The following is a 21,392-nucleotide window of genomic DNA, read 5'->3' on the forward strand; positions in this document are numbered from 1 at the left end:
ATTTACCATCCTGGAGATTTGATGAGCCGGCCGTCGGTATTGTTCGTCAACTGGCGCGACACCGCGCACCCCGAAGGTGGTGGCTCCGAGCGGTACACCGAGCGCATCGCCGAGGGACTGGTGGCGCGCGGGTACCGGGTGACCATCCAGTGCGCGGCCCACAGCCGCGCGCCGGCCGACGAGTGGGTGCGCGGCGTGCGGTTCCGCCGCCGGGGCGGCCGGTTCACGGTGTACCTCCGCGCGGCGGTCGCGGTACTGCGGCTGCGCCCGGACGTGGTGGTCGACGTGCAGGCGGGCCTGCCGTTCTTCTCCCGTCTGGTGGCGCGCCGCCCGGTGCTGGTGCTGGTGCACCACGTCCACCGGGAGCAGTGGCCCGCCGTGGTCGGGCCGGTGCTCGGGCGGATCGGCTGGTGGCTGGAGTCGCGGCTCGCGCCCCGGCTGTACCGGGGCTGCCGCTACGTCACGGTGTCCGAGCAGACCCGCCGCGAACTGGCCGGGCTCGGCGTCCCGACGTCCCGGACCACCGTGGTGCGCAACGGTTTGGACGCCCCGCCGCCGGTGCGCGCCACCCGCGACCCGGACCCGACGCTGGTGGTGGTGGGCCGCGTGGTGCCGCACAAGCGGGTCGAGCACGCGGTGGACGTGGTCGCCCGGCTGGCCCGCCGCTGGCCGAAGCTGCGCCTGGAGGTCGTCGGCGACGGCTGGTGGCTGGACACCCTGGCCGAGCACGTGCGGCGGCTGGACCTGGCCGACCGGGTGACCCTGCACGGGTACGTCGCTGAGCGGGACAAGCACGAGATCCTGGCCAGGTCGTGGGTGCACCTGTGCCCGTCGGTCAAGGAGGGCTGGGGCATCGCGATCACGGAGGCCGCCGCGCACGGCGTGCCCTCGGTGGCCTACCGCGCGGCCGGCGGGGTCGTCGAGTCCATCGTGGACGGCCGGACCGGCCTGCTGGCCGACGACGTCGAGGACCTGACCCGCCAGGTGGACCGCCTGCTGGCGTCCGCGGAGCTGCGCGCGTCGCTGGGGGAGGCCGGCCGGACGCGGGCGGCGACGTTCACCTGGGAGCACGGTGTGGACGCGTTCGAGCGGGTGTTGGCGGTTGAATGGGGCTCGTGAGCTTCGAGGACGTACGCCGCGACTGGGTGCGGCTGGGTGAGCGGGACCCGCTGTGGGCGGTGTACGTCGCCGCCGACAAGCGGGGCGGCCGCTGGGACCCCGAGCAGTTCCTGGCCACCGGACGGGCCGCCGTGGCCGAGTCGGTGCGGTGGCTGACCGCGCTCGGCGCCGGCCCGCCGTGGGGCCGGGTCCTGGACTTCGGCTGCGGCGCGGGACGGCTGTCCCAGGCGCTGTCGGCGCACGCGGACGAGGTGGTCGGCGTGGACATCGCCCCGCCGATGCTGGCCGTGGCCCGCGGCCTGAACCCCCCGGCGAACTGCACGTTCGTACTGAACGAGACGAGCGACCTGGCACGTTTCGCGGACGGAGGTTTCGACCTGGTGTACTCGGAGCTGGTCCTGCAACACCTGCCGCCCGCGGTGATCGAGTCGTACCTGCGTGAGTTCGTCCGCGTGCTGGCACCCGACGGCGTGGCGCTCCTGCAGTGCACGACCCGTCCACTGTGGACTTTCAAGGGCGTGGTCTGGCGGCTGGTGCCGGGGCCGCTGGTCCGCCTGGCCCAGCGCTGGCTGTTGCGCTACCCCGCACCCATGCGCATGACGAGGTTCGCCAGGGTCCCCGAGGTGGTGTCAGCGGCCGGCGGCACCGTGCTCGCCACCCGCGAGGTCGACGACAGCGCCACCCACTGGCGCTCGACGCGCTACGTGATCAGGGGGTCGTCCCGTAGTTGACCGCGTTCGACCCGCGCAGCCCGCCCCCGAAGTTGTTCGGACTGGCGGGATCGTCGAGGTTGACCCCCTTGTCCGGGGCGGACGCCGAGGACACGGCGACCGCGACGCCGGTGGCGAGCGCGAGCCCGACCAGCACGGAAGCGACTGCACCGACCAGCTTTCCCACGTGCCTACTCCCGACGCCGACGTCTGGACGGTGCCAATCTACCCGCAGGTAACCCGAGCCACAACAACCCGAGCACGACCGCCGCGACCGCACTCACATCCGCGACGACGACCGGCCCCACCGGCGCGCGCGGCTGGTCCCCACCCTCGACGTCCCCCGGAACCCGGTACAGCTCAAGCCATTCCCCCCGGTGAACCCGCTCCATCCCGGCCGTGGTGTCGTCCGTGCCCGGCCCGGGAGTCCCCAACTCCACCAACACCCACCCGATCCCCAGCGCGGCCAGCCCGTCCCCCCGCTCCACCGCCGCCCGCACGTCCGCGACCCGCTCGTCCTCGCCCGCGACCGGTTCCCCCGAGACGAACAACGTGTCGTCGATGACGGTCGTCCGAGGCAACACCCGAGGCGCCGGATCCAGCTGCGTCCGCCCGTCGTTCCACGAGAACCGCCGAAACGCCGAGAACGGCAGCGCGACCACGTCCCCCGCCCGCGGATCGTCCCGCAGGATCCCCGCCACCACGCTCCAGTCCCGCGGATAGTCCACGCTCTCCAACCGCCCCCACCCACCCCAGGCGAGATCCGGCATCATCGCGACCGGCACCACCGCAGCGCCGGCGAGCAGCACCGGCCCAGCCCGCCGCAACGCCCGAGCCGCCACGCCCACGCCCAGCGCGAACCCCACCGCGAGCGGAAGCGCCCACCACGCCACCCACTTCTGCGAGTCCCGCAGCAGTCCGCCCCCCGGCACGTTCCCCGCGAGCCAGGCGACCAGGTCCGTTCCCCCCAGTACCCCCAGCCCCACCCCCACCAGCCCCAAAGCGACGAGCCCGATCGCGCCCGCGCTCCGCCGCCACTCCCACCACCCCAGCACCGCGATCCCCGTCATCGCGAGCACCAGCACCGGCACCAGCGGATTCCCCCGACTGGCGGGCACGACGTCGGAGTTCCAGATCCCACCCAGCCCCAACAGGCTGACCAGCGTCCCGCCCCACCCCTCACCCCGAGCCGTGAACGCCTCCGCCCCGGCCGGGTCCGACAGCCCACCCCCCGGGTGCAACACCGCCGGCACCCACCACGGCGCGTTGAGCACCACGGCGACGGGCACCGTCACCCGCAGCCCCCGCACCCCACCACACACCAGGCCGACCGCGGCAGCCAACAAGCCACCCGAGGGCGTCAACACCGCGGGCGCCGAGGACACCACCAACCCCGCCACCGCCCGCGCCGCCGAACCTCCCGCCTCGCGCCCCCCGGAACTGTCGGTACCCCCAGGTACGCTGGAAACCGGGGGCCGGAGGCCAACCCGCAGCGCGAGCCCCGCCCGCGCCACCCACGGCAGGCACGCGTACGCCAGCAGGTACGGCCAGTGCCCGATGAACAACCGCTCGGCGACGTACCCGCTCCACCCGTACGTCACCGCCGCCACCACCCGCACGCCCACGGACCCGGTCGGCACCAGCAGCCCCGCCCCCAGCGGCCCCGCGACCAACGCCGCCAGCAGCACTGCCTTCTGCACCAGATCCCCCGGCACCACCGAGGTCAGCACGGCCACCACCGCGTCCGCCGGCACCGACCGAGGCAACCCCGACCCCAACCCCACCGACTCCGGCAACAACCACTGCCGAGGCGCGAACACCATGTCGTAGACCAACACGAACCCCCGCCCCAACACCGGCGCGAGCACCAGCAGCGCGACCCCCACCGCCACCCCGCCCACCGCGAGCCGCATGCCACCTCCCCGCTCCGACGTCGTGCGATCCACGCCCGTGATGATGTCGTGAAGACCCGCCGCGACCAAGGCGTGCGCTACTTCCGACGGTGTACTCGGGTGTGTCGCCGGGCTACAGTCGCGCCGGGAGGTGCCGGTCGGGTGCGGGTCGCCGCGTTGTTGGTCTCCGTCGGGGTCGCCGGGAACCAGGCGGCCTCCTATCTGCTCAACGTCGCCGCCGCGCGGGTGCTGGTGCCGGCCGACTTCGGGGAGCTCGGTGCGTTGCTCGCGGTCCTCGTCGTGGGGGCGGTGCCGGCCATGGGGCTGCAGACGGTCACCGCGTTGCGGGTCGCGCGTGGGGACGCCGACCGGGGCCGGCTGCTCTCGCTGGGGCTCGCCACCAGCGCCGTGGTCACCTCGGTCACCGGCCTCGCCGCGCCGTTGCTGGTCGGGTTGCTGCACCTCGGCAGCGTCTGGCCCGCGCTCTGCGTCGCCGGCTCGCTCGCCTCGATCACCATGATCGGGCTCTGCTACGGCGTCCTCCAGGGCAGCCGGCGCTTCGCCGCGATGGCCGCGTTGCTCGGGTGCGAGGCCGCCGGCCGGGTCGGTGGGACCGTCGTGGGGCTGCTCCTCTTCCGGGACGCGACCGCCGCGCTGACCGGCACGGCGATCGGCGCGTTCGTGGTCGCTGGGATCGGCTGGGTCGTGATCGGGCGGCCCCGCCCCGCCCGGCACCACCGGGGGCACGTCGGCGAGGTGCTGCACGCCGCCCAGGCCATGCTCGCGCTCGTCCTGCTGGTCAACCTCGACCTGGTGCTCGCCCGGCACCACCTCCCGGCCCACCAGGCCGGCGAGTACGCGGTCGGCGCGATCGTCGCCAAGGCCGCCTACTGGCTCCCCCAGGCGGTCGCGATCCTCGTGCTGCCCCGGCTCGCCGACGCGGCCGGGCGGCGGCGGTTCGTGCCCGTGGCGCTCGCCGTCTGCGCGGTGCTGGACGCGGTGGTCGTGCTCGGGTGCGCGCTGCTCGGCCCGACCGTGGTGGCCGTGGTCGGCGGGGACGACTACGCGGACAGCGCCATCCCGGTGTGGGCGTTCGCGGTCGTCGGGTCGCTGCTCTCGCTGGTGCAGATCCTGCTGTTCTCCCGGATCGCCAGCGCCGACCGGCGTTCGACGCTACTCATCTGGGGCGCGGTCGCGGCGGAGGTCCTGCTGGTCACCTTCTGGCTCAACGACGGGCTGTCCGACGTCGTCGCGGCCGCGGTCGTGGCCACCGGGCTGCTGGTGGCCGCCGGCGCCCTGGTCGAGCTCCGGTCCCGGCGACGGGTCGAACCAGTCCACCAGTACGGACACCACGGCGGCCGACGCGAGTAGCAGCGCGCCCTGCGCCACCCACCCGTACGCCCACGCCTGCCCGTGCTCCAGCAGCCGCCCGGTCACCGCGGTCGCCGTCGCAGCCACCGCGCCGCCGAGCACCAGCCACCTCGGCGCGGGTGGCCACAGCAGCCGCAGCAGCAGGCACGCGATCAGCAGCACCACCGGCAGCATCCCGCCGAGCACCGCCAGCAGGCCGACCAGCGCCACCGGCACCCACCGCCGCCCGCCGGGCCGCACGTCGACCGGACGACGACGCCGCGCCGGCACCAGCACCGACCCGGCCAACAGCACAGCCGTGACCCCGCCGGCCGCCAGGGCACCCCGGTACCGGGCGTCGGGGGTGAACTCCAGCGTCACCGTGCCACCGGCTCCGGCCGGCACCAGCCACGCCTGCTGCCAGCCGTCCACCCTGATCCGCTCCAGCGGACGGCCGTCCATCGAGGCCACCCAGCCGTCGTTGGCGTTCTCCGGCACCGCGAGCACCGCCGCCGGGCCCTCGCCGACGGTGATCTCCCGCTCGGTGACGTCCCAGCCGGTGACCGTGTGCGACCGGTGCTCGGCCGAGGTGTCCGGTGTGGACGGAATCAGGCGCGCGTCCTGCACCACGAAGTGCTCCGATGCCGCAGTGCGCAGCTCGTGCCCACCCGCCGGCAGGTCGACGCCGCCCTCCAGGTCACGGCAGGTCGACAGGGGCAGCGGGCGGTGCGCGAGGTAGTCGGCCAGCGAACCGGACACCGACGTCTGGTACCGGAACCCGTCCAGCTCGACGGTCGGCCCGGACCCGCACGGCACCTCGAACCGCGTCGGCGGCGCCGGCGGATCCACGCCGGGGAAGGTCAGCTCGCTGATCCCGGCCGGCGCGCCCGGCCGGTCCTCGACGCCGACCACGGTCAGCTCGAGCTCCGCCGTGGTCAGCGAGAACCTGGCCACGCCGTCCGGGGTCACCGGCACCGTCTGCTCACCCTGGGGCACCCGCACCACCAGGTCGGTCGGCCGCGCCCCGCCCGAGGTGTCCGATGTGGACATGTGGAGGCCGTCGATGGCGACCGGCCGGTCCCAGGTCAGGCGCAGCGTCGGCCGCAGGTCGGTGCCGTCCGCGATCCAAGTCGTGTCCGGGTCGCCGTCGACCGCCGCGAGCGGGCCCGCCGCAGGATCACCGGCCACCTGGCTCGATCCCGACACCGTCATGCCGTCCAGCGTCACCGGCACGCTGCCGCCGACGGCCGGCAGCACCGTCCCGGCCAGCCGGTAGTTCGCCGCCGACGTGGTCCGGAACAGCCGGTGCACGCCCGACGGCTCCTCGCCGACCCGCGCCCGCTCGGCCGCGCACCGCCCGGCCACGCACGCGTACCTCGGCACCGGGCCTCGGGTGAACGCGAACCCGGTCGCCCGCTCCGGCCCCGGTGTGGCGTCGGCCGGCACCCGCAGGGCCCGCGACGGACGCACCCCGGGCACCGACAGCTCCGCGATCCCCACGTTCCCGTTCTGCCGCCCGGCCGCGACGCCCAGCACGGTGACCCGGATCGTGCTGGTCAGGCCCGGCGTGGTGGTGAACCGCTGCTCCCCGCCGCCGGCCGCCACGTCGTGCTCGACGCTGCCGGTGTCGGTGGTGACCCGGATCCGGGTCACCGGCCAGCCGACCCGCAGGTCGTCCACGATCCGCATGGTCACCTCGGCCACCGGCAGCGGCGTGTCCAGCTCCACCTCGAGCCACTGCCCGTCCGGCCCGGTGAAGCTCGACGAGCGCCACGCCGTCCTCGGGTCGCCGTCGACCGCCGCGAACGGCAGTCCGGACGGGTCGGAGGCGTTCACCGCGTCCGCGTAGGCGACCGACGTGGACGCCCGCACGTCGCGGATTCCGCGCAGGGCGGCCACGGTCTGGTGCTCGCGGCCGCGGAACGGCAGCACGTCGGTCGACGGCCGCTGCTGGCGCGGCTCCGCGCCGGCGGTGAGCGTGTGGCTCAGGTTGTCCCGCACCCGCCCGACGTTGCGTTCCCGGTACCGCAGCCCGTCGGTGACCAGCCACGTCGACGAGTCGGTCCCGCCGTCGCCGGCCAGCACCGTCGGCGTGCCCGCGTCCAGCATCCCGGACTCCAGCAGCGGCAGCAGCGACTCCGGGCCGCCGCTCACCGTCGGCACGTCCGAAGTGGACACCACGGTGGCGCGCGGCACGGCCGCGTCCACTTCGAACACTTCGAGTGACGGCACCGCCCCGACGCCGTCCAGTCGAACGTCCTCGCCGAAGGTCGCCACCCGTTCCAGCCCGGGGGAGCCGGCGAGCCCGGCACGCAGCGCCGCCGGGTCGGGCGCGTCCGCGCCGCGCTGGTCGAGATCGTTGCGCACCAACAGGAACCGGTACCCGCCGCGGGCCAGGAACTCCGCCAGCGCCGGTGAACCGCGCCCGTTGGTGAGTGCCTCCTCGACCGCGTCCATCAGCCGGGTGTTGCCCTCCGAGCCGAGCGGGATCTGGCTGCGCACCGCCCACGCCGACCGGGCGAGCGCCTGCGCCGGCTCGTCGACCGTGCGGCCCCAGGTGTAGTCGCCGAACCCGGACGCGGGCAGCAGCAGCGTGCGCGCGTGCGCGTCCCGCTCGGCGACCCAGCTCATCGCCGAGCGCCAGTGGTCCGGCACCTCAGACCAGCCCGGCCCCGGCCGCAGCGTCAGCAGCCACGCCGGCGCGGCCAGCACCGCCACCAGCAGCACGCCCGCGGTGAGCCGGGCGCGGGTGGCCCGCAGCGCGGACGTGCCCCGCGCCATCCCGGGCAGCCGCCCGGCCAGCGCGTGGGTGAACGCGAGCATCAGCGGCAGCCGCAGCACCGGCTCGAACTTGTGCACGTTGCGCAGCGGCGCCAGCGGCCCGTCCAGCAGCGCGCGCACGGTGCTCGACAGCGGCCCGTCGAGGGTGCCGACGTAGCCGACGGTCAGCAGCACCAGCCCGGTGACCACGCCGATCACCAGGAACCGCCGCTCCGGCAACCGGGCCAGCACCAGCCCGTACAGCCCGACCGCCGCCACCAGCCCGGTGGCCAGCATCAGCACCGGGTTGTCGATCAGCAGGAACCCCGACGGCCACCACGGCGTGCCGGCGACCACGTAGGCGACCCACTGGTTGGTGCCGCGCAGCACCTCCCACAGCGACATCGGCGCGGTCGTGTTCGTGGCCGACTCGATGTAGTCCAGGAACGGCAGGCTGTACTCGCCGAGCAGCAGCAGCGGCAGGATCCACCACAGGCACACCGCCAGCACCGAGGCGCACCACCAGGCGACCAGCCGAACGTGCGCGGCGGTCCACCGGCGGGTCGCCAGCCACAGCACCGGCAGTACCAGTGCCATGACCACCATCGCGCCGTTGACCCCGCCCATGCCGAACACGGCCAGCGCGGACAGCCCGGCAGCGCGGCGGGGCGAGCCGATCCGCCCGGCCAGCACCAGCGGCAGCAGCACCCACGGCAGCGCGACCGCCGGCAGCATCTCCGCCGACAGCGGGCCGATCTCGGTGAGCATCCGGGGCGCGAGGGTGTAGGCGAGCGCGCCGACGAACCGGGTCGGCTCGGTGCCGACGCGCAGCGCGCGGGCCAGCGCGAGCATCCCGGCGAACGCCAGGCACAGCAGCAGCGCGCACCAGAGCCGCTGGGTGACCCACGGCGGCAGCCCGAGCAGCTGACCGACGGCGAAGAACGGGCCCATCGGGAACAGGTAGCCGTAGGCCTGGTTCTGCAGCTCGCCGCCGGTGGCCTCGGGGTTCCACAGGTGCAGCGCGCGGCCGAGGAACGCGACCGGGTCGACGGCCAGGTCGAGCTTGGTGTCGAACGTGGTGCGGCCGGGGAGCTGCAGGAACGACAGCAGGGTGAGCCCGAGCATGACCCAGGCGGCCGGGTTGCGGAGCAACCGACCGACCCTACCGTCGGTGGTTAACATCGCCCGCATCCTAGGGCTACGGTCCCCGGGTGGACTTCGAGCAGGCGTGGGCGTCGGTGGCGGAAATCCCGGGCTGGCTCACCGAGGACCAGGCGCGGATGCTGTGGGACGCCGTGCGCCGGCTGGGTCCCGGGGCGACCGTGGTCGAGATCGGCAGCCACCAGGGGCGGTCCACGATCGTGCTGGGGCACGCGGCGCGCACGGTCGGCGCGCGGGTGGTCGCGGTCGACGCGTTCGTCGACGGCCGGCTGTTCGGCGGAGCCGGGACGCGCGACCGGTTCGAGGCCAACGTGAAGGAGGCCGGACTGGACGACGTGGTGGAGCTGGTCGTCGGCTACTCCACCGAGCTGCGCCGGGGCTGGACGCGCCCGTTCGACCTGCTGTACGTGGACGGCAAGCACGACTACTGGACCTACGTCGACGACCTGCGCTGGTCGGCGCACCTGCCGCCGGGCGGGGAGATCCTGGTGCACGACTGCTTCTCGTCGGTCGGGGTCACCGCCGGTACGCTGGTCGCGGTGCTGCTCGGCGACCGGTACACCTACCTGGACCGCAGCCGCTCCCTGGCCCGGTTCACGCTGCGGCGCCCGGGCCTCGCCGACCGGCTGCGGATCGTCCGGCAGCTGCCGTGGTTCTGCGGCAACGTGTTCCTGAAGGTGTTGCTGCGCCTGCGGTTGCACGCGGTCGCCGGCTGGTTCGGGCACCGGGGACCGTACGACCCGTTCTAGCCGCCTGATTCTGATCGGAGGATCGTCCTGGTCCAGATGGTCCGAGCGTTCGGGAATCCCGTGAGCGCGACGCTCGCGGTCGCACTGCTCGCCTGCTCGCTCGCGGCGGTCGTGCTCGACCTCGGCGGTTCGCCCGGAAGAAGACGTGTTCACCTCGCGCGTGCCGGCCTGGTCCTGTCCCTGCTGTTCATCGCGTACGTGACGCTGGTGGCCCGCCTGGGGAGCACCCGGGAGTCCGGTCTCTCCCTGGTGCCGTTCGTCGACACCCTGCGCGCGCTCGACGGGGAGACGACGTCCGCCGTCGCGCTCGCGGGGATCGCGGGGAACGTGGTCCTGTTCGTTCCCGTCGGAGTGACCCTGGCTGTCGCGTCAGGTGGCCGGGCCCGCTCCGGGAGGATCGTCCTCACGGTTGCCGTGATCGCGTCGTCGACGGTCGAGGTCACCCAGTTCGCGATGGACCGCGGCGGTGTCGCCGCGCTCGACGACGTGGTGCTGAACGTTTCCGGCGCCGTTCTGGGCTGGCTGGCGTACAGCCGGATCAGGCGGCGAACGGGCCGAACTAGCCGGGCACGCCGACGGTCACGTCGGTCACGCAGATCGGTCGGAGGCGCAGCGGCCGGCTGACCTCGACGTGCGTGTAGGTGCCGGTGGCGACGACGTGCAGCACGTGCAGGCCCTCGGCGAAACGGACCGGCACGGCGGTGTCGCCGACCCGGACCGTGCCGTCACCGGAGTCGCCGGTGTAGTACCCGATGCGCACGATCCGCCGGCCGGTGACGGTGTCCTCCAACGGGATCCGCACGGTGTCGGTGCCGATGAGGTAGCCGCAGTCGGGCCGCGGGCCGGGGAGCGCGACCGTGGTGTCGACGAGGTCGATGATCGGCCGCGGGGTGCCGGTGCCGTCGAGCTGGTGGAGGTCCTCGGTCGGCCGGTCGAACCGGGGCCGCTCCGGCACCAACCCGACGACCCGCGAGGTGAACGCGTCGTTCACGAACCAGTCGATGATGACCTGGTTCGGCACCGCCGTGTCGTACAGCACCAGGTCCGGCCGCCCGGCGAGCGCGGAGCGCGCGGTCGCGACGTACTCGCGGGCGTCCTGGAACTGCAGCGCCGGCGCCACCCGCACGAAGCTCGCGACCCCGCCGGCGACCACCAGCACGGTCAGTGCTCCCACCGCGACCCTGGTCCTCGTCCCCGCGGGTTCGCGCCGGGGCGCCAGGAACGCGAACGCCGCGCACAGCACCGCGACCGGCACCACGTCGGCGAGGTAGCGCGGGTCGCTCGCGACCACCGGCCCGACCACCCCGAGCCGCGTCACCGCGACGATCGTCAGGTCGGCCGCGAGGTACCCGGCCAGGAACAACCACGGCAGCAACGCCCGGCGCCCCGACCGCAGGAAGCTCAGCACCACCAGCGCCACCGCCGCGACCCCGGTACCCACCCGCACCGCGGCCGGCGGCGTCACCCAGGTCGCGCCCCCGCCCGGTTCGGTCAGCGGCCCACCCAACAGCCCGGGCAGCAGTGTGTCCACGACGGACCGGTAGACGAAGGTGAGCACGTCCCGGCTGCCGACCGGGTTCTCGTTCGCCGGCGCGTCCGCCAGCGACACGTACAGCACAGCGAACGCGGCGAGCACCGCGAGGTGCCCGAGCCACACCCACCGGTACCGCCGCAACGCCCACAGGATCGGCGTGTCCGACGGCGCGGTCAGGATCGCGACCGCGAGCAGCACCGCGGGGATCAGCGCGGCCTTCTCGTAGAACAGCAGCCCGAACGCCACCCACGGCACCGCGAGCCACGGGTTGCGCGGCTGCGCGAGGAGCGCCCCGAACAGCGCCAGCAGTACCGGCAGCAGCTGCAACGCGTACGCCCACCACAGCGTCGGGAACAGCACCAGCGGCGAGCAGGCGAACACCGCGAACGCCACCACCACGCCCCACCGGTGCCCGAACAGCCGCACGAGGGTCCGCCAGCAGAGCCACAGCACCAGCCCGTGCACCACGAGCAGCGGCCCCATCGCGACCGGGAAGCTCAACGGCGCCACGGCCGTCACGACCCACGCGTAGAGGAAGACCCCCGGTTGTAGGTGCCCGCTGTAGTCCTGGAAGAGGTACTCCAGGTCGAGGGGACCCGCCGCCCGGTACGTGAGGACGAAGTCGTCCTGCCCGAAGTAACCCCCGAGCGCCAGCCACGCGTGCACGACGAACGCCACCAGGCCGACGACCAGGGCGGCCACCCGCTCGACCGACACCGGCACTCCCGCGCCTCGGCCCCGACCAGCCAACACGACGACGCCGCAGACTATCAGCGTTCTCCGCGACAGAACCGGGACGAAACCCGGACGCCAGGACGACACCGAGGCGCGAGGGTGCCGACCATGGATTCCATGACGAGCGGAACCCTGGTCGTCGCCGCGGCCGTGCTGACCGGCGTGCTGGCCGCACCGGCGACCGCCGAGCCCGCGGGCGCCTTCGACGCCGCGACAAGGCGTCCTTCGACCTGACCGCGACCGTGCCGCCCGGCTGGGGTGTGGTGTCGATCGGGCGCGAGGTCCCGGTGCCTGGGGCCTCGACGTTCCGCTGGCGGGAGCGTTCCGTCGACCCCGCGCACGTCGCGGTCTCCGTCGACCGCTTCACGTTCGAGCGGTCCACGCTGCCCGACGGCACCCCGGTGGTCAGCGCGTACGCCGAGGGCCTGCGGGACACCACCGAGCCGCTGGCCGACCGGTTGCCGGAGATCCTGGAGTTCCTCTCCGGGACGTTCGGCGACTACCCGTTCCGCTCCGCCGGCAACGTGTTCGTCCACGTCAACGACGACGGCCCCGCGACAGCGCCCCAGACCCGACCGGTGTACCTCGGTGCCGGCAACGCGCGCTTCATGACCCTCGACGTCGTCGTGCACGAACAGGCACACCAGTGGTACGGCATCTCGGTCGCGCCGCGCACCCCGGCGGACATGTGCGTGTCCGAGTGCTTCGCCGTCTACGCCACCTGGCTGTGGGACGAGGCGAAGTCCGGCACCGACCTCGACGCCCGCTACCGCGAGCAGGTCACCGCGAACAAGGACGCCGAGGCGTTCTGGGGCGCGCTCTACCGCCCGGGGCAGAACCCCGGGATCAACATCTACGACAAGGGCCCGCTGGCCCTGCACGCCCTCCGCCACCAGGTCGGCGACGAGGCGTTCTTCCGCCTGCTCGAACGATGGCCGACCGACAACGCGGGCGACCACGTCGGCTGGCCGGCCTTCGAGGCGTTCGCCGAACGAGTCACCGGCCAGGAGCTGACGGCGTTCTTCCGGTCCTGGATCCACTCCTCGACGATCCCCGCCGACGAACACCTCTGGCCCGGCACGCTGCTCCCGTAGTTTTCTCGGGTGAGCACCCAACGGGACCGCATGCTGCGCGGTGAGTGGTACAAGGACAGCGACCCGGTGCTGGTCGAGGAACGACGGCGGTGCGGTTCGCTCCTCGACCGGTTCAACGGCACGGCGGCCGCCGCCGAGGAGGAGCGGCAGGAGATCCTGCGCGACCTGCTCGGCGAACTCGGCGCCGGCTCCTGGATCATGCCGCGCCTGCGGTGCGACTACGGCTACCTGATCCGGTTGGGCTCGAACAGCTTCCTCAACTACGACGCGATCCTCATGGACTGCGCCCCCATCACGATCGGGAACGACGTGTCGATCGGCCCGCGGGCCCAGTTCCTGACCGCCCTGCACCCGCTCGACGATCACGAACTGCGCCGCCAGCGGTGGGAGCGAGCCGAACCCATCGTGGTCGGCGACAACGTGTGGTTCGGCGGCGGCGTCATCGTGTGCGCCGGGGTGACGGTCGGAGACAACACGGTGGTCGGCGCGGGCAGCGTGGTGACGCGCGGTCTGCCAGCCGGCGTGCTGGCGGCGGGGAACCCGGCTCGGGTGATCCGCGACCTGAACCGCTGACGGTTACCCCAGTTCACCCAGCAGACCCCGGACCCGGCGCTCGATGTCGTCCCGAACCAGGCGGACGGCGTCGAGCCCCTGGCCGGCGGGGTCGTCGAGGGCCCAGTCGAGGTACCGCTTGCCGGGGAAGATCGGGCAGGCGTCGCCGCAGCCCATCGTGATGACCACGTCGCTGGCGACCACGGCGTCCGTGCTGAGCACCTTCGGCACCTCGGCGCCGATGTCGATGCCCACCTCGCGCATGGCGTCCACGACGACGGGGTTGACCGCGTCCGCCGGTGCCGAGCCCGCGGACCGGACCTCCACACGCCCCTGCGACAGGTGGGTGAGGAACGCGGCCGCCATCTGCGAACGGCCCGCGTTGTGCACGCAGACGAACAGCACGGAAGGGCGTTCCCCGGTCATCCGGTCACCTCCGCCGGCCGGGCGAGCAGGGCCGCGAGCATGTCGGTCGTGTCGGGGCGGAGCCAGTAGTACACCCAGGTGCCCCGCCGTTCGCAGTCGATGAGCCCGGCTTGGCGCAACAGCTTGAGGTGGTGGGAGATCGTCGGCTGGGACAGGTCGAATGCCGGCGTCAGCTCGCACACGCAGACCTCGCCCCCGGCTCCCGAGGCGATCATCGACAGCAACCGCAGCCGCACGGGGTCTCCCAGCGCCTTGAACGCCCGCGCCAGCTCCGCCGCCCGCCGCTCGACAAGCGCCTCCTGAATCGACACCCTTCTATATTGACTGATATCGATCCAACTGGCAAGCGCGATGGTCCGTGCCCCGCCGCCACGACCGTGTCGACCGACCGCCGTGCCCGCCGACAGGCCCGCGGTGTTCGCCGAGATGTCCCGCGTGCTGAGCCGCATCGGAATCTCGGATGTCGTCGGCAGGACACCCCGACCCACCAGGTCGCCGACGTTGAACAGTCTCGCAGTCGGATCGAGGACGGGTAGGTACCGGTTGGCCGGACGAGCCCACCGTGTTTCCGTCGAACGCGGGAGTCGACGTGGCGGGGGTGCGGGATGCGGACCGTGGCGACGAGCGCGGGACTGTCGGTCGAGGTGCTGGCCGGCACGTTCGCGCTGCACGGGGTGGCACACGTGGTGCGCGCGGCGACCCCACCACTCACCGTGGCCGGCGGCGGCGTGTTCCTGGCGGCGATGGTGACCCTGCTGGTGCGTGGTTGGCGCGCTCGCCGCGTGGCCCCGGCCACCGCCGTCCTCGGCGTGCTCACCGTGGGGGCGCTGACCACCGTGCATCTGGTACCGATGTGGGGCGCCCTCAGCGAGCCGTGGTTCGGCGCCGGAGTCCACCTGATCTGGTGGATCACCCTGTGGCTCGCCCTGGCCGGCGCGTCCTGGGCCGCCGTCGCCGCCGGCCACGAGTGGATGGTCGCGAAGCCCGGGTCACCGTAACGCCGCCTCCACCGCGGCGAGCCAGAAAGCGCCACCGCGACCGCCGCCACCGGTACTCGACGTAACCCGTCGATGTCCACCAACTGCGACGGCCGCACGCTCGCGACGCTACCCGCACCTCCTGGTCAGCCGCCTTCGGTGGGCTGGCACTCCGGGGGTTGGCAGAGGAGCTTGGACAGCGCCGCGTAGAAGATGTCGCCGATCTTGGTGGGGTCGGGGGTGGTGAAGGCCTGGCCGCCGGTGGCGCCGGCGATGGCTTGGAGTTCGGCCTCGTCGATGTCGGGGCCGATGCCGATGCCGATGATCTGGACGGGGCGGCGAGGGTCCTGGAGCGCTCCCAGTTCGGCCAGCAGGCCTTCCCGGCTGATGCCGTTCGCGTCTTCGTTGCGGCCGTCGGTGAGCACGATGACCAGGTTGATCCGGCCGGGCTCGAAGTTCTGGGTCGCGGAGCGGTACGCGGCCAGGGTGCTGTCGTACAGGCCCGTCGCGCCGTTGGGGAGGGCCTGGACCTCGCGGAGGCGTTCGATCGCGCCGGTTGACTGGAGGTCGGACACCGGGCGTACCGGGACCAGCTCGCGGTGGTCGCGGTTCTCGCCGTCCAGGTTCGTGGAGAACAGCCAGATGCCCAGTTTCGTCGTCGGTTTCATGAGGCCGATGCCCAGTTCGGCCGCTTGCAGGGTCACGGCCATGCGGTTGCGGCCGGTGCCGGGGACGGGCTCGTTCATCGAGCCGGACACGTCGAGCAGTACCTGGATTCTGGCGCTCAGGTTCACGCCGGCCCACTGGTTGAGGACCTGGTCGACCTGCGCGGGCTCGGGGAGTGGGGCGGGGGTCATCTTGCGACCCATCGTCCGGCGGTCGTTGTCGCGATCCCGCAGCATCTCGCCGTCGGGGGTGCGGAAGCCGGCGTCGGCCAGCACTCCGGCTGCCTCCTGGGCGATCAGCTCGGAGAGGAAGCGTTCGGCGGCGTCGCGTTCGGCGGGCTCGGTGTCGGGGAGGACCACGTAGGGGTAGTCGAGGGCGGGGACGGCGGGTTGGGCGTAGACGGCTACCAGGGGCACTCCGGAGCCGCGGACGTTGTGGCGCAACACCGCCAGCTCCGAGGCGGGGAAGCCGTCCAGGGGCTCCTCGCTGCTTGCCACGCCGGGGAGTCTGGTGAACAGGTCCGCGGCCCTCGGCACCGTGTTCGGGGACAACGTGCGCAGTTCGGCGGTGATCGCCTGGGCGTTGTCGCCGTGCAGGTCCCGGACGCCGAACAGGGTGGACACGCCGGCCGGTTCGCGCGCCGGATCGGGCATGCCGATGGTCAGGTCCTGGCGAGCCTCCGGGCCGAGCACCTCCGCCCAGGTCGGCTCGTCGCTGGGCCAGCCGATTCGGCTCGCGGCCTCCTCGGTCAGCGCCAGCACGACCGGGGAACTGGCGATCGACGTGCCCTGTACCGGGACGTTCCACGCGCCCTTCTCCTGCGCGCGCTGCAACCAGATCGTCGACTCGGGGATCCACACGTGCGGGCGTTCGGTGCCGTCCGACAACACCAGCGAGTCCGCCGTCACCGACGACTCGCGGGCGGTCACCGACACCTCGTAGCAGGCGTCGCCCTCCTGCTCGGCCACCCGGTCGGCGAGCTGGTCGACCACAGGGGCGATGTCCTCGGCGGCGGTCACCCGGACGGTGGTCGTCGACTCGCAGTCGGACGCGCCGAGGCGTTGGCTGAGGAAGTCGACGGTGAGCCAGCCGAGCAGGGCCAGCACCAGCAACACACTCAGCAGGATCACCGGCGACCGGGAGCGCGCGCCGCGGGACTTGACCGATGAGTGTCGCCCCATCGTGGTCGCCCTCCAGGGTCTTCGAAACCGGTCAGTTGTACAGCGCGTGCACGTCCGTTGCGAAGTCCTTCATGATCACGTTGCGCTTGAGCTTGAGCGACGGGGTCAGGTAGCCGTTCTCCGGGTTGAACTCCGTGTCCAGCACCCGGAACCTGCGCACCGACTCCGCCTGCGACACCGCCTGGTTCCCGTCGTCGATCGCCTGCTGGATCTCGGCCAGCAAATCGGGATCCTCGGCCAGGTCGGCCACCGTCGCGGAACCCGGTTTGCCGGCCGTCGTCTTCCAGTAGGTGAAGTAGTCGGGGTCGATCGTGATCAGAGCGGCAACATACTTCTGCCCGTCGCCGACCACAAGGGCCTGGCCCACCAACGGATGCGCGGAGATGCGGTCCTCGATCACCGACGGCGCCACGTTCTTGCCGCCGCTGGTCACCAGGATCTCCTTCTTGCGGCCGGTGATCCGGAGGAACCCGTCGGCGTCGAGGTCGCCGAGGTCGCCGGTGGTGAACCAGCCGTCGTCGTCGATGGCCTCGGCGGTCGCGGACTCGTTCTGCCAGTAGCGCGGGAAGATGCCGTCGCCGCGCAGTTGGATCTCGCCGTCGTCGGCGATCCGGACGGCGGTGCCGGGCAAGGGCTTTCCTACCGTCCCCGGCTTGAACGCGCCGGGCGCGTTGACGACCGACGCCGCGGTCGACTCGGTGAGGCCGTAGCCCTCGAACACGATGATCCCGACGCCGCGGAAGAAGTGCGTGAGCCGGGACCCGAGCGCGGCACCGCCGGAGATCGCGTACTTCACCTGACCGCCCATCGCGGCGCGCAGCTTGCTGTAGACGAGCCGGTCGAACAGGGCGTGCTTGAGGCGCAGGCCCAGCCCGGGCCGGCCGGCGGCCTCGCTGTAGGCGATCGCGGTGGCCGCGGCGGCGTCGAAGATCTTGCCCTTGCCGCCGGCGTGCGCCTTCTGCCGCGCGCCGTTGTAGACCTTCTCCAGCACGTACGGCACGGACAGGATGAACGTCGGCCGGAACGAGGCCAGGTTGTCGGTGAGCGTCTTGACGTCGGCCCAGTGCCCGAGCGTCGCCCTGGCCAGCACCGTGCCGACCTCGACCATGCGGCCGAACACGTGCGCCAGCGGCAGGAACAGCAGCGTCGACTGCTGGTTGCCCGGCTCGCCCTTGAACATCGCGGCCAGGTACTCGACGGCGTTGCCGACGGCGGCGAGCAGGTTGCGGTGGGTGAGCACCACGCCCTTGGGGCGGCCGGTGGTGCCGGAGGTGTAGATGATCGTCGCCAGGTCGTCGGCGGTGACCGCCGCCCGGCGCTCCTGGACCGCGTCGGCGGGCGTCTCCGCGCCCGCGGCGACGAGCGTGCCGACGGCGTCGTCGTCGATCCGCCAGACGTGCTTGAGGTCGGGGAGCTTGCCGCGGACCGCGTCGACCTTCTTCGCCAGCGGCTCGGTCTCCACGACCACGGCCGTCGCGCCGGAGTCGGACATGATCCACTCGATCTGCTCCTCGGAGGAGGTCACGTAGATCGGAACCGAGACGGCACCGGCGGCCCAGATGGCGAAGTCGAACAGGGTCCACTCGTAGCAGTTGGCGGACAGGATGCCGACCCGGTCGCCCGGGCCGACCCCGGACGCGATCAGACCCCTGGCGACGTCGACGACTTCGTCGAGGAACCGCGCCGCGGTGACGTCCCGCCACGCCCCGTCGACCTTGCGCCGGAACGAGACGGCGTCGGGGGCCTCGTCGGCGTTGGTGAAGACGATGTCGGCGAGGCCGCCACTGCCCGGCACGGTGGCCAGCGGGGGGACGGCGAGTTCGCGCATGTTCAGCTCCTCGAGCACGAAGCGGAGGCGCTCGCTCGGCTCCTGGCCCGTCGTCGAGCGCGCTACCTCACGGTAACTTGCCGCACATCTTGCCCGTGAAGCCCGCCCGAGGCCAGCCCCCGACTATGCGAGGGCCCCCTCACCGCCCGCGACGCGGTGAAGGGGCCCGTCGTCGCGTCAGGTGAGGTCGGCGGCCGCGGCCGCGATGGCCGGCGCGAAGTAGCTGGTCTGCGCGTAGACGCCAGGGTTCTCCGGGCGGGCGCAGCCGTAGCCCCAGCTCACGATGCCGACCTGGACCCACTCGCCGGCGTTGTCGCGGCGGAACATCGGGCCGCCGGAGTCGCCCTGGCAGGTGTCCACGCCGCCGTCGTCCCAGTTGCCGGCGCAGATCTCCTCGGCCGGGATCAGCTGGCCGTACGCCTCCCGGCACTGGCTGTCGGAGATGAACGGCACCTGGGCCTTGCGCAGGTACCGCTGCTGCCCGCCGCCCTCGACCGCGGCGCCCCAACCGGCGACGGTGAACATGCCGTTGTCGTACGCGGTCGTGTTCGCCACGGCCAGCGTCGGCACGTCGACCGCGCGGGACAGCCGGACCAGCGCCCAGTCGTCACCGTTCGGGTAGCCGGGGGAGCGGTAGACGTAGTCCGAGCGGACCGTGGTCCGGTTCGGGTCCTGCAGGTCCACCACGCCCATCGTGGCCGTGATGCTGGTGTCCCGGCCGGTGCGCCCGACGCAGTGCGCAGCGGTGAGCACGAGCCGCTCGGTGTACATCGCGCCGCCGCAGCCCATGGACAGCCGCACCATCCACGGGAACTCGCCCTGCGCGGCCCGCACCCCGCCGACGACCTGCGGCTGGACGTCGGACGGCGGCGGAGCGGCCAGGGTCTGCCCCGCGGTGGCGCCGAGCACCGCCGCGGCCGTGACCGCGACGAGTGTGATCCGGCGCATGGCGTTCTTCCAGGTCATGTCAGGTGTCCTTTCGAGGAGGTTCAGAAGGTGAGGGCGACGCGGTCGATGAACCCGGTGTCGGCGCGGTACACGTCGCGCACGCGCAGCCGCCAGGTGCCGTTCGCGGTCTCGGCGGAGGCGTCGACGGTGTAGACCGCGTCCACGTCGTTCGCCGAGTCGCGGCCATTGGCGCCCTTGAGCGGGTAGACGGTGCCGTCCGGGGCGACCAGGTCGACCACCAGGTCACCCCGGTAGCTGTGCCTGATCTCGACCGCGACCCGCAGGTCGGAGGGCGCGTCACCGGCGACCCCGGTGACGGCGACCGGGCTGGTCACCGCGGCGCCGGCATCCGGGATGGCCACGTCGGCGTCGTTGAAGAAGGTCGGCCCGGCCGGCGGCTCGGTGCCGTCGCAGGTCTCGCCGATCACCCGGTACACGCAGTCGGCGTACTCGAGCAGCGCCAGCACGGCCTCCCGGTTGCGCGAGGTCTCCCGGTCGATCACCTCGTCGGGCGGGTAGAAGCCGCCGATGCCGCCGGAGGACGGGTACATCTCGAACGTGTAGCCGAAGATCCGCTGGTCGCCCCACAGCCAGTCGTCGATCGAGCCGTCGGTGATGTAGAGGTCCGATGACTGCTGCGGGGTGTAGCCGTTGGTCGCCGCCATCCGCCGGCCGAGGGTGGCGAACGCGTCGGCGTCGCGCGCGGTCAGCCCGGGCGCGGTGTCGGAGTAGGTGTAGCCGTAGGGCCAGAGCACCAGCTCGGAGAAGGTGTGGAAGTCGATGGCCGCGGTGATCTGCTGCTCGCCGCCGACCACCCTCGACCGCACGAAGTCGGCCACGACCTCGACCTCCGGCGCGGACTCCGGGCCGGAGCCGCGGTAGGTGTCGCTGGACGGGGAGCCGGACGAGCCGCCGCAGCAGCCCCACTCGTAGGCCCAGTTGCGGTTGAGGTCGGTGCCGACGTAGGCGCTGCCGGAGTTCGGCTGCCGGTTCTTCCGCCAGCCCGAGTACGAGCCGTTGCGGATGTCGTACTCGCCGCCGTCCGGGTTCATGTCCGGCACGATCCAGATCTCCCGGCTGTTCACCAGGTTCGTGATCCGGCTGTCGGTGCCGTAGTTGTCGGTGAACTCGGCGATCAGGTACAGCGCCATCTCGACGGTCAGGTGCTCGCGGGCGTGCTGGTGGTGGGTGAACAGCACCTCCGGCTCGTCCTCGTCGGTGGCGACGTTGTCGGAGATCTTCACCGCGACGATGTCCCGGCCCTGGTACGAGCCGCCGATGACCCGCTGGCTGATCAGCGTGGGGTGGTCGGCGACGGCGTCGGCGATGACGGCGGTCATCTCGGCGTAGTTGTGGTAGCCGGAGTCCTCCGGTGGAAAGTCCAGCGGCCGGGCGCCGGGGGCGGGTTTCGTGGACTCGCGGGCCTCGACGGTGAGGCCGAGGGCCTCGATCCGGCGGACCTCCTCGGGGGTGGCGGTGACGTCGAGGCCGGCGTGGTCGACGGAGTTGATCGCCGCTCCGGTGCGCGCGATCGCGGTGCGCACGTGGACGTCGATCTCGCCGGTTACGTAGTACTCGGCGGCCGGCCGTTCCGCGGGTTGCGCGGACACGGTGGAGCCGGTGGTGGACAGGACGAGGGACAGGGCGGCCAGCACCCCGGCCGCGACGATGGACGGGCGGGTGTGTCTCACGCGTTCCTCCTGCAGGGGA

17 protein-coding genes and 1 pseudogene are annotated in these 21,392 nt (G+C 72.8%); 8 read left to right on the top strand and 10 right to left on the bottom strand.

Features of this window, described 5'->3' with window-relative positions:
• Window positions 1–21: 21 nt before the first annotated feature.
• Both JT362_RS06535 and JT362_RS06540 read left to right on the top strand, forming a co-directional pair.
• Entirely contained in the window at window positions 22–1,119 is a 1,098-nt protein-coding gene (locus JT362_RS06535; RefSeq protein WP_260190103.1) for a glycosyltransferase family 4 protein, read from the top strand.
• Window positions 1,116–1,850, top strand: a complete 735-nt coding sequence (locus tag JT362_RS06540; protein ID WP_260190104.1) for a class I SAM-dependent methyltransferase — start codon at window positions 1,116–1,118, stop codon at window positions 1,848–1,850. Before JT362_RS06535 ends, JT362_RS06540 begins: the two co-directional genes overlap by 4 nt.
• Here JT362_RS06540 and JT362_RS06545 read toward each other — a convergent pair.
• Window positions 1,828–2,016 carry a hypothetical protein gene (locus JT362_RS06545; RefSeq protein WP_260190105.1) on the bottom strand — a complete coding sequence of 63 codons (189 nt, stop codon included), beginning with the start codon at window positions 2,014–2,016 and terminating at the stop codon, window positions 1,828–1,830. The genes JT362_RS06540 and JT362_RS06545 overlap by 23 nt on opposite strands.
• 4 nt (window positions 2,017–2,020) lie before the next feature.
• Entirely contained in the window at window positions 2,021–3,742 is a 1,722-nt protein-coding gene (locus tag JT362_RS06550) for an MmpA family trehalose lipid delivery protein (protein ID WP_260190106.1), read from the bottom strand.
• Window positions 3,743–3,883: 141 nt separating this feature from the next.
• Between JT362_RS06550 and JT362_RS06555 the strand changes: the two genes are divergently transcribed.
• Complete coding sequence (locus JT362_RS06555; RefSeq protein ID WP_260190107.1) at window positions 3,884–5,092, top strand: lipopolysaccharide biosynthesis protein; 1,209 nt, start codon at window positions 3,884–3,886, stop codon at window positions 5,090–5,092.
• A gap of 900 nt (window positions 5,093–5,992) precedes the next feature.
• Here JT362_RS06555 and JT362_RS06560 read toward each other — a convergent pair.
• Window positions 5,993–9,022: pseudogene (locus JT362_RS06560) on the bottom strand (alpha-(1->3)-arabinofuranosyltransferase); the annotation flags it as partial.
• Between the two features lie 20 nt (window positions 9,023–9,042).
• On the opposite strand from JT362_RS06560, the gene JT362_RS06565 reads away from it, so the two are divergent.
• Entirely contained in the window at window positions 9,043–9,741 is a 699-nt protein-coding gene (locus JT362_RS06565) for a class I SAM-dependent methyltransferase (protein WP_260190108.1), read from the top strand.
• Window positions 9,742–9,801: 60 nt separating this feature from the next.
• Window positions 9,802–10,365: a VanZ family protein gene (locus JT362_RS06570; RefSeq protein WP_260190109.1), complete on the top strand. Its 564-nt coding sequence runs from the start codon at window positions 9,802–9,804 to the stop codon at window positions 10,363–10,365.
• On the opposite strand, the gene JT362_RS06575 is transcribed toward JT362_RS06570, so the two are convergent.
• Window positions 10,301–11,992, bottom strand: coding sequence for a hypothetical protein (locus JT362_RS06575; protein ID WP_260190110.1), 1,692 nt, complete (start codon window positions 11,990–11,992; stop codon window positions 10,301–10,303). The two genes, JT362_RS06570 and JT362_RS06575, sit on opposite strands and share 65 nt — an antisense overlap.
• A 281-nt stretch (window positions 11,993–12,273) precedes the next feature.
• On the opposite strand from JT362_RS06575, the gene JT362_RS06580 reads away from it, so the two are divergent.
• Together JT362_RS06580 and JT362_RS06585 are read left to right on the top strand one after the other, a co-directional pair.
• Window positions 12,274–13,104 (top strand): gluzincin family metallopeptidase, encoded by an 831-nt coding sequence (locus JT362_RS06580; RefSeq protein WP_260190111.1) that lies wholly within the window; start codon window positions 12,274–12,276, stop codon window positions 13,102–13,104.
• 9 nt (window positions 13,105–13,113) lie between these two features.
• On the top strand, window positions 13,114–13,677 hold the full coding sequence (locus tag JT362_RS06585) for a sugar O-acetyltransferase (protein ID WP_260190112.1): 564 nt from the start codon (window positions 13,114–13,116) through the stop codon (window positions 13,675–13,677).
• A gap of 3 nt (window positions 13,678–13,680) precedes the next feature.
• Here the strand turns inward: JT362_RS06585 and JT362_RS06590 are convergent, their stop codons facing one another.
• Together JT362_RS06590 and JT362_RS06595 are read right to left on the bottom strand one after the other, a co-directional pair.
• Window positions 13,681–14,082 carry an arsenate reductase ArsC gene (locus JT362_RS06590; RefSeq protein WP_260190113.1) on the bottom strand — a complete coding sequence of 134 codons (402 nt, stop codon included), beginning with the start codon at window positions 14,080–14,082 and terminating at the stop codon, window positions 13,681–13,683.
• Window positions 14,079–14,393 (bottom strand): ArsR/SmtB family transcription factor, encoded by a 315-nt coding sequence (locus JT362_RS06595; protein ID WP_311202666.1) that lies wholly within the window; start codon window positions 14,391–14,393, stop codon window positions 14,079–14,081. The genes JT362_RS06590 and JT362_RS06595 overlap by 4 nt, the downstream gene beginning before the upstream one ends.
• 294 nt (window positions 14,394–14,687) lie before the next feature.
• On the opposite strand from JT362_RS06595, the gene JT362_RS06600 reads away from it, so the two are divergent.
• Window positions 14,688–15,080, top strand: coding sequence for a hypothetical protein (locus JT362_RS06600; protein WP_260190114.1), 393 nt, complete (start codon window positions 14,688–14,690; stop codon window positions 15,078–15,080).
• Between the two features lie 125 nt (window positions 15,081–15,205).
• Here the strand turns inward: JT362_RS06600 and JT362_RS06605 are convergent, their stop codons facing one another.
• The 4 genes from JT362_RS06605 to JT362_RS06625 form a co-directional block, all read right to left on the bottom strand.
• Window positions 15,206–16,906: a substrate-binding and VWA domain-containing protein gene (locus JT362_RS06605; protein ID WP_260190115.1), complete on the bottom strand. Its 1,701-nt coding sequence runs from the start codon at window positions 16,904–16,906 to the stop codon at window positions 15,206–15,208.
• Between the two features lie 31 nt (window positions 16,907–16,937).
• Complete coding sequence (locus JT362_RS06610; RefSeq protein WP_260190116.1) at window positions 16,938–18,734, bottom strand: AMP-dependent synthetase/ligase; 1,797 nt, start codon at window positions 18,732–18,734, stop codon at window positions 16,938–16,940.
• A 177-nt stretch (window positions 18,735–18,911) separates the two neighbouring features.
• On the bottom strand, window positions 18,912–19,700 hold the full coding sequence (locus JT362_RS06615) for a S1 family peptidase (protein ID WP_260190117.1): 789 nt from the start codon (window positions 19,698–19,700) through the stop codon (window positions 18,912–18,914).
• Between the two features lie 23 nt (window positions 19,701–19,723).
• Window positions 19,724–21,373 carry a M14 family metallopeptidase gene (locus JT362_RS06625; RefSeq protein ID WP_311202667.1) on the bottom strand — a complete coding sequence of 550 codons (1,650 nt, stop codon included), beginning with the start codon at window positions 21,371–21,373 and terminating at the stop codon, window positions 19,724–19,726.
• Window positions 21,374–21,392 lie beyond the last annotated feature (19 nt).

The organism is Actinophytocola gossypii (assembly GCF_025165815.1).
In the GTDB taxonomy this organism is placed as follows: Bacteria; Actinomycetota; Actinomycetes; order Mycobacteriales; family Pseudonocardiaceae; genus Actinophytocola; species Actinophytocola gossypii.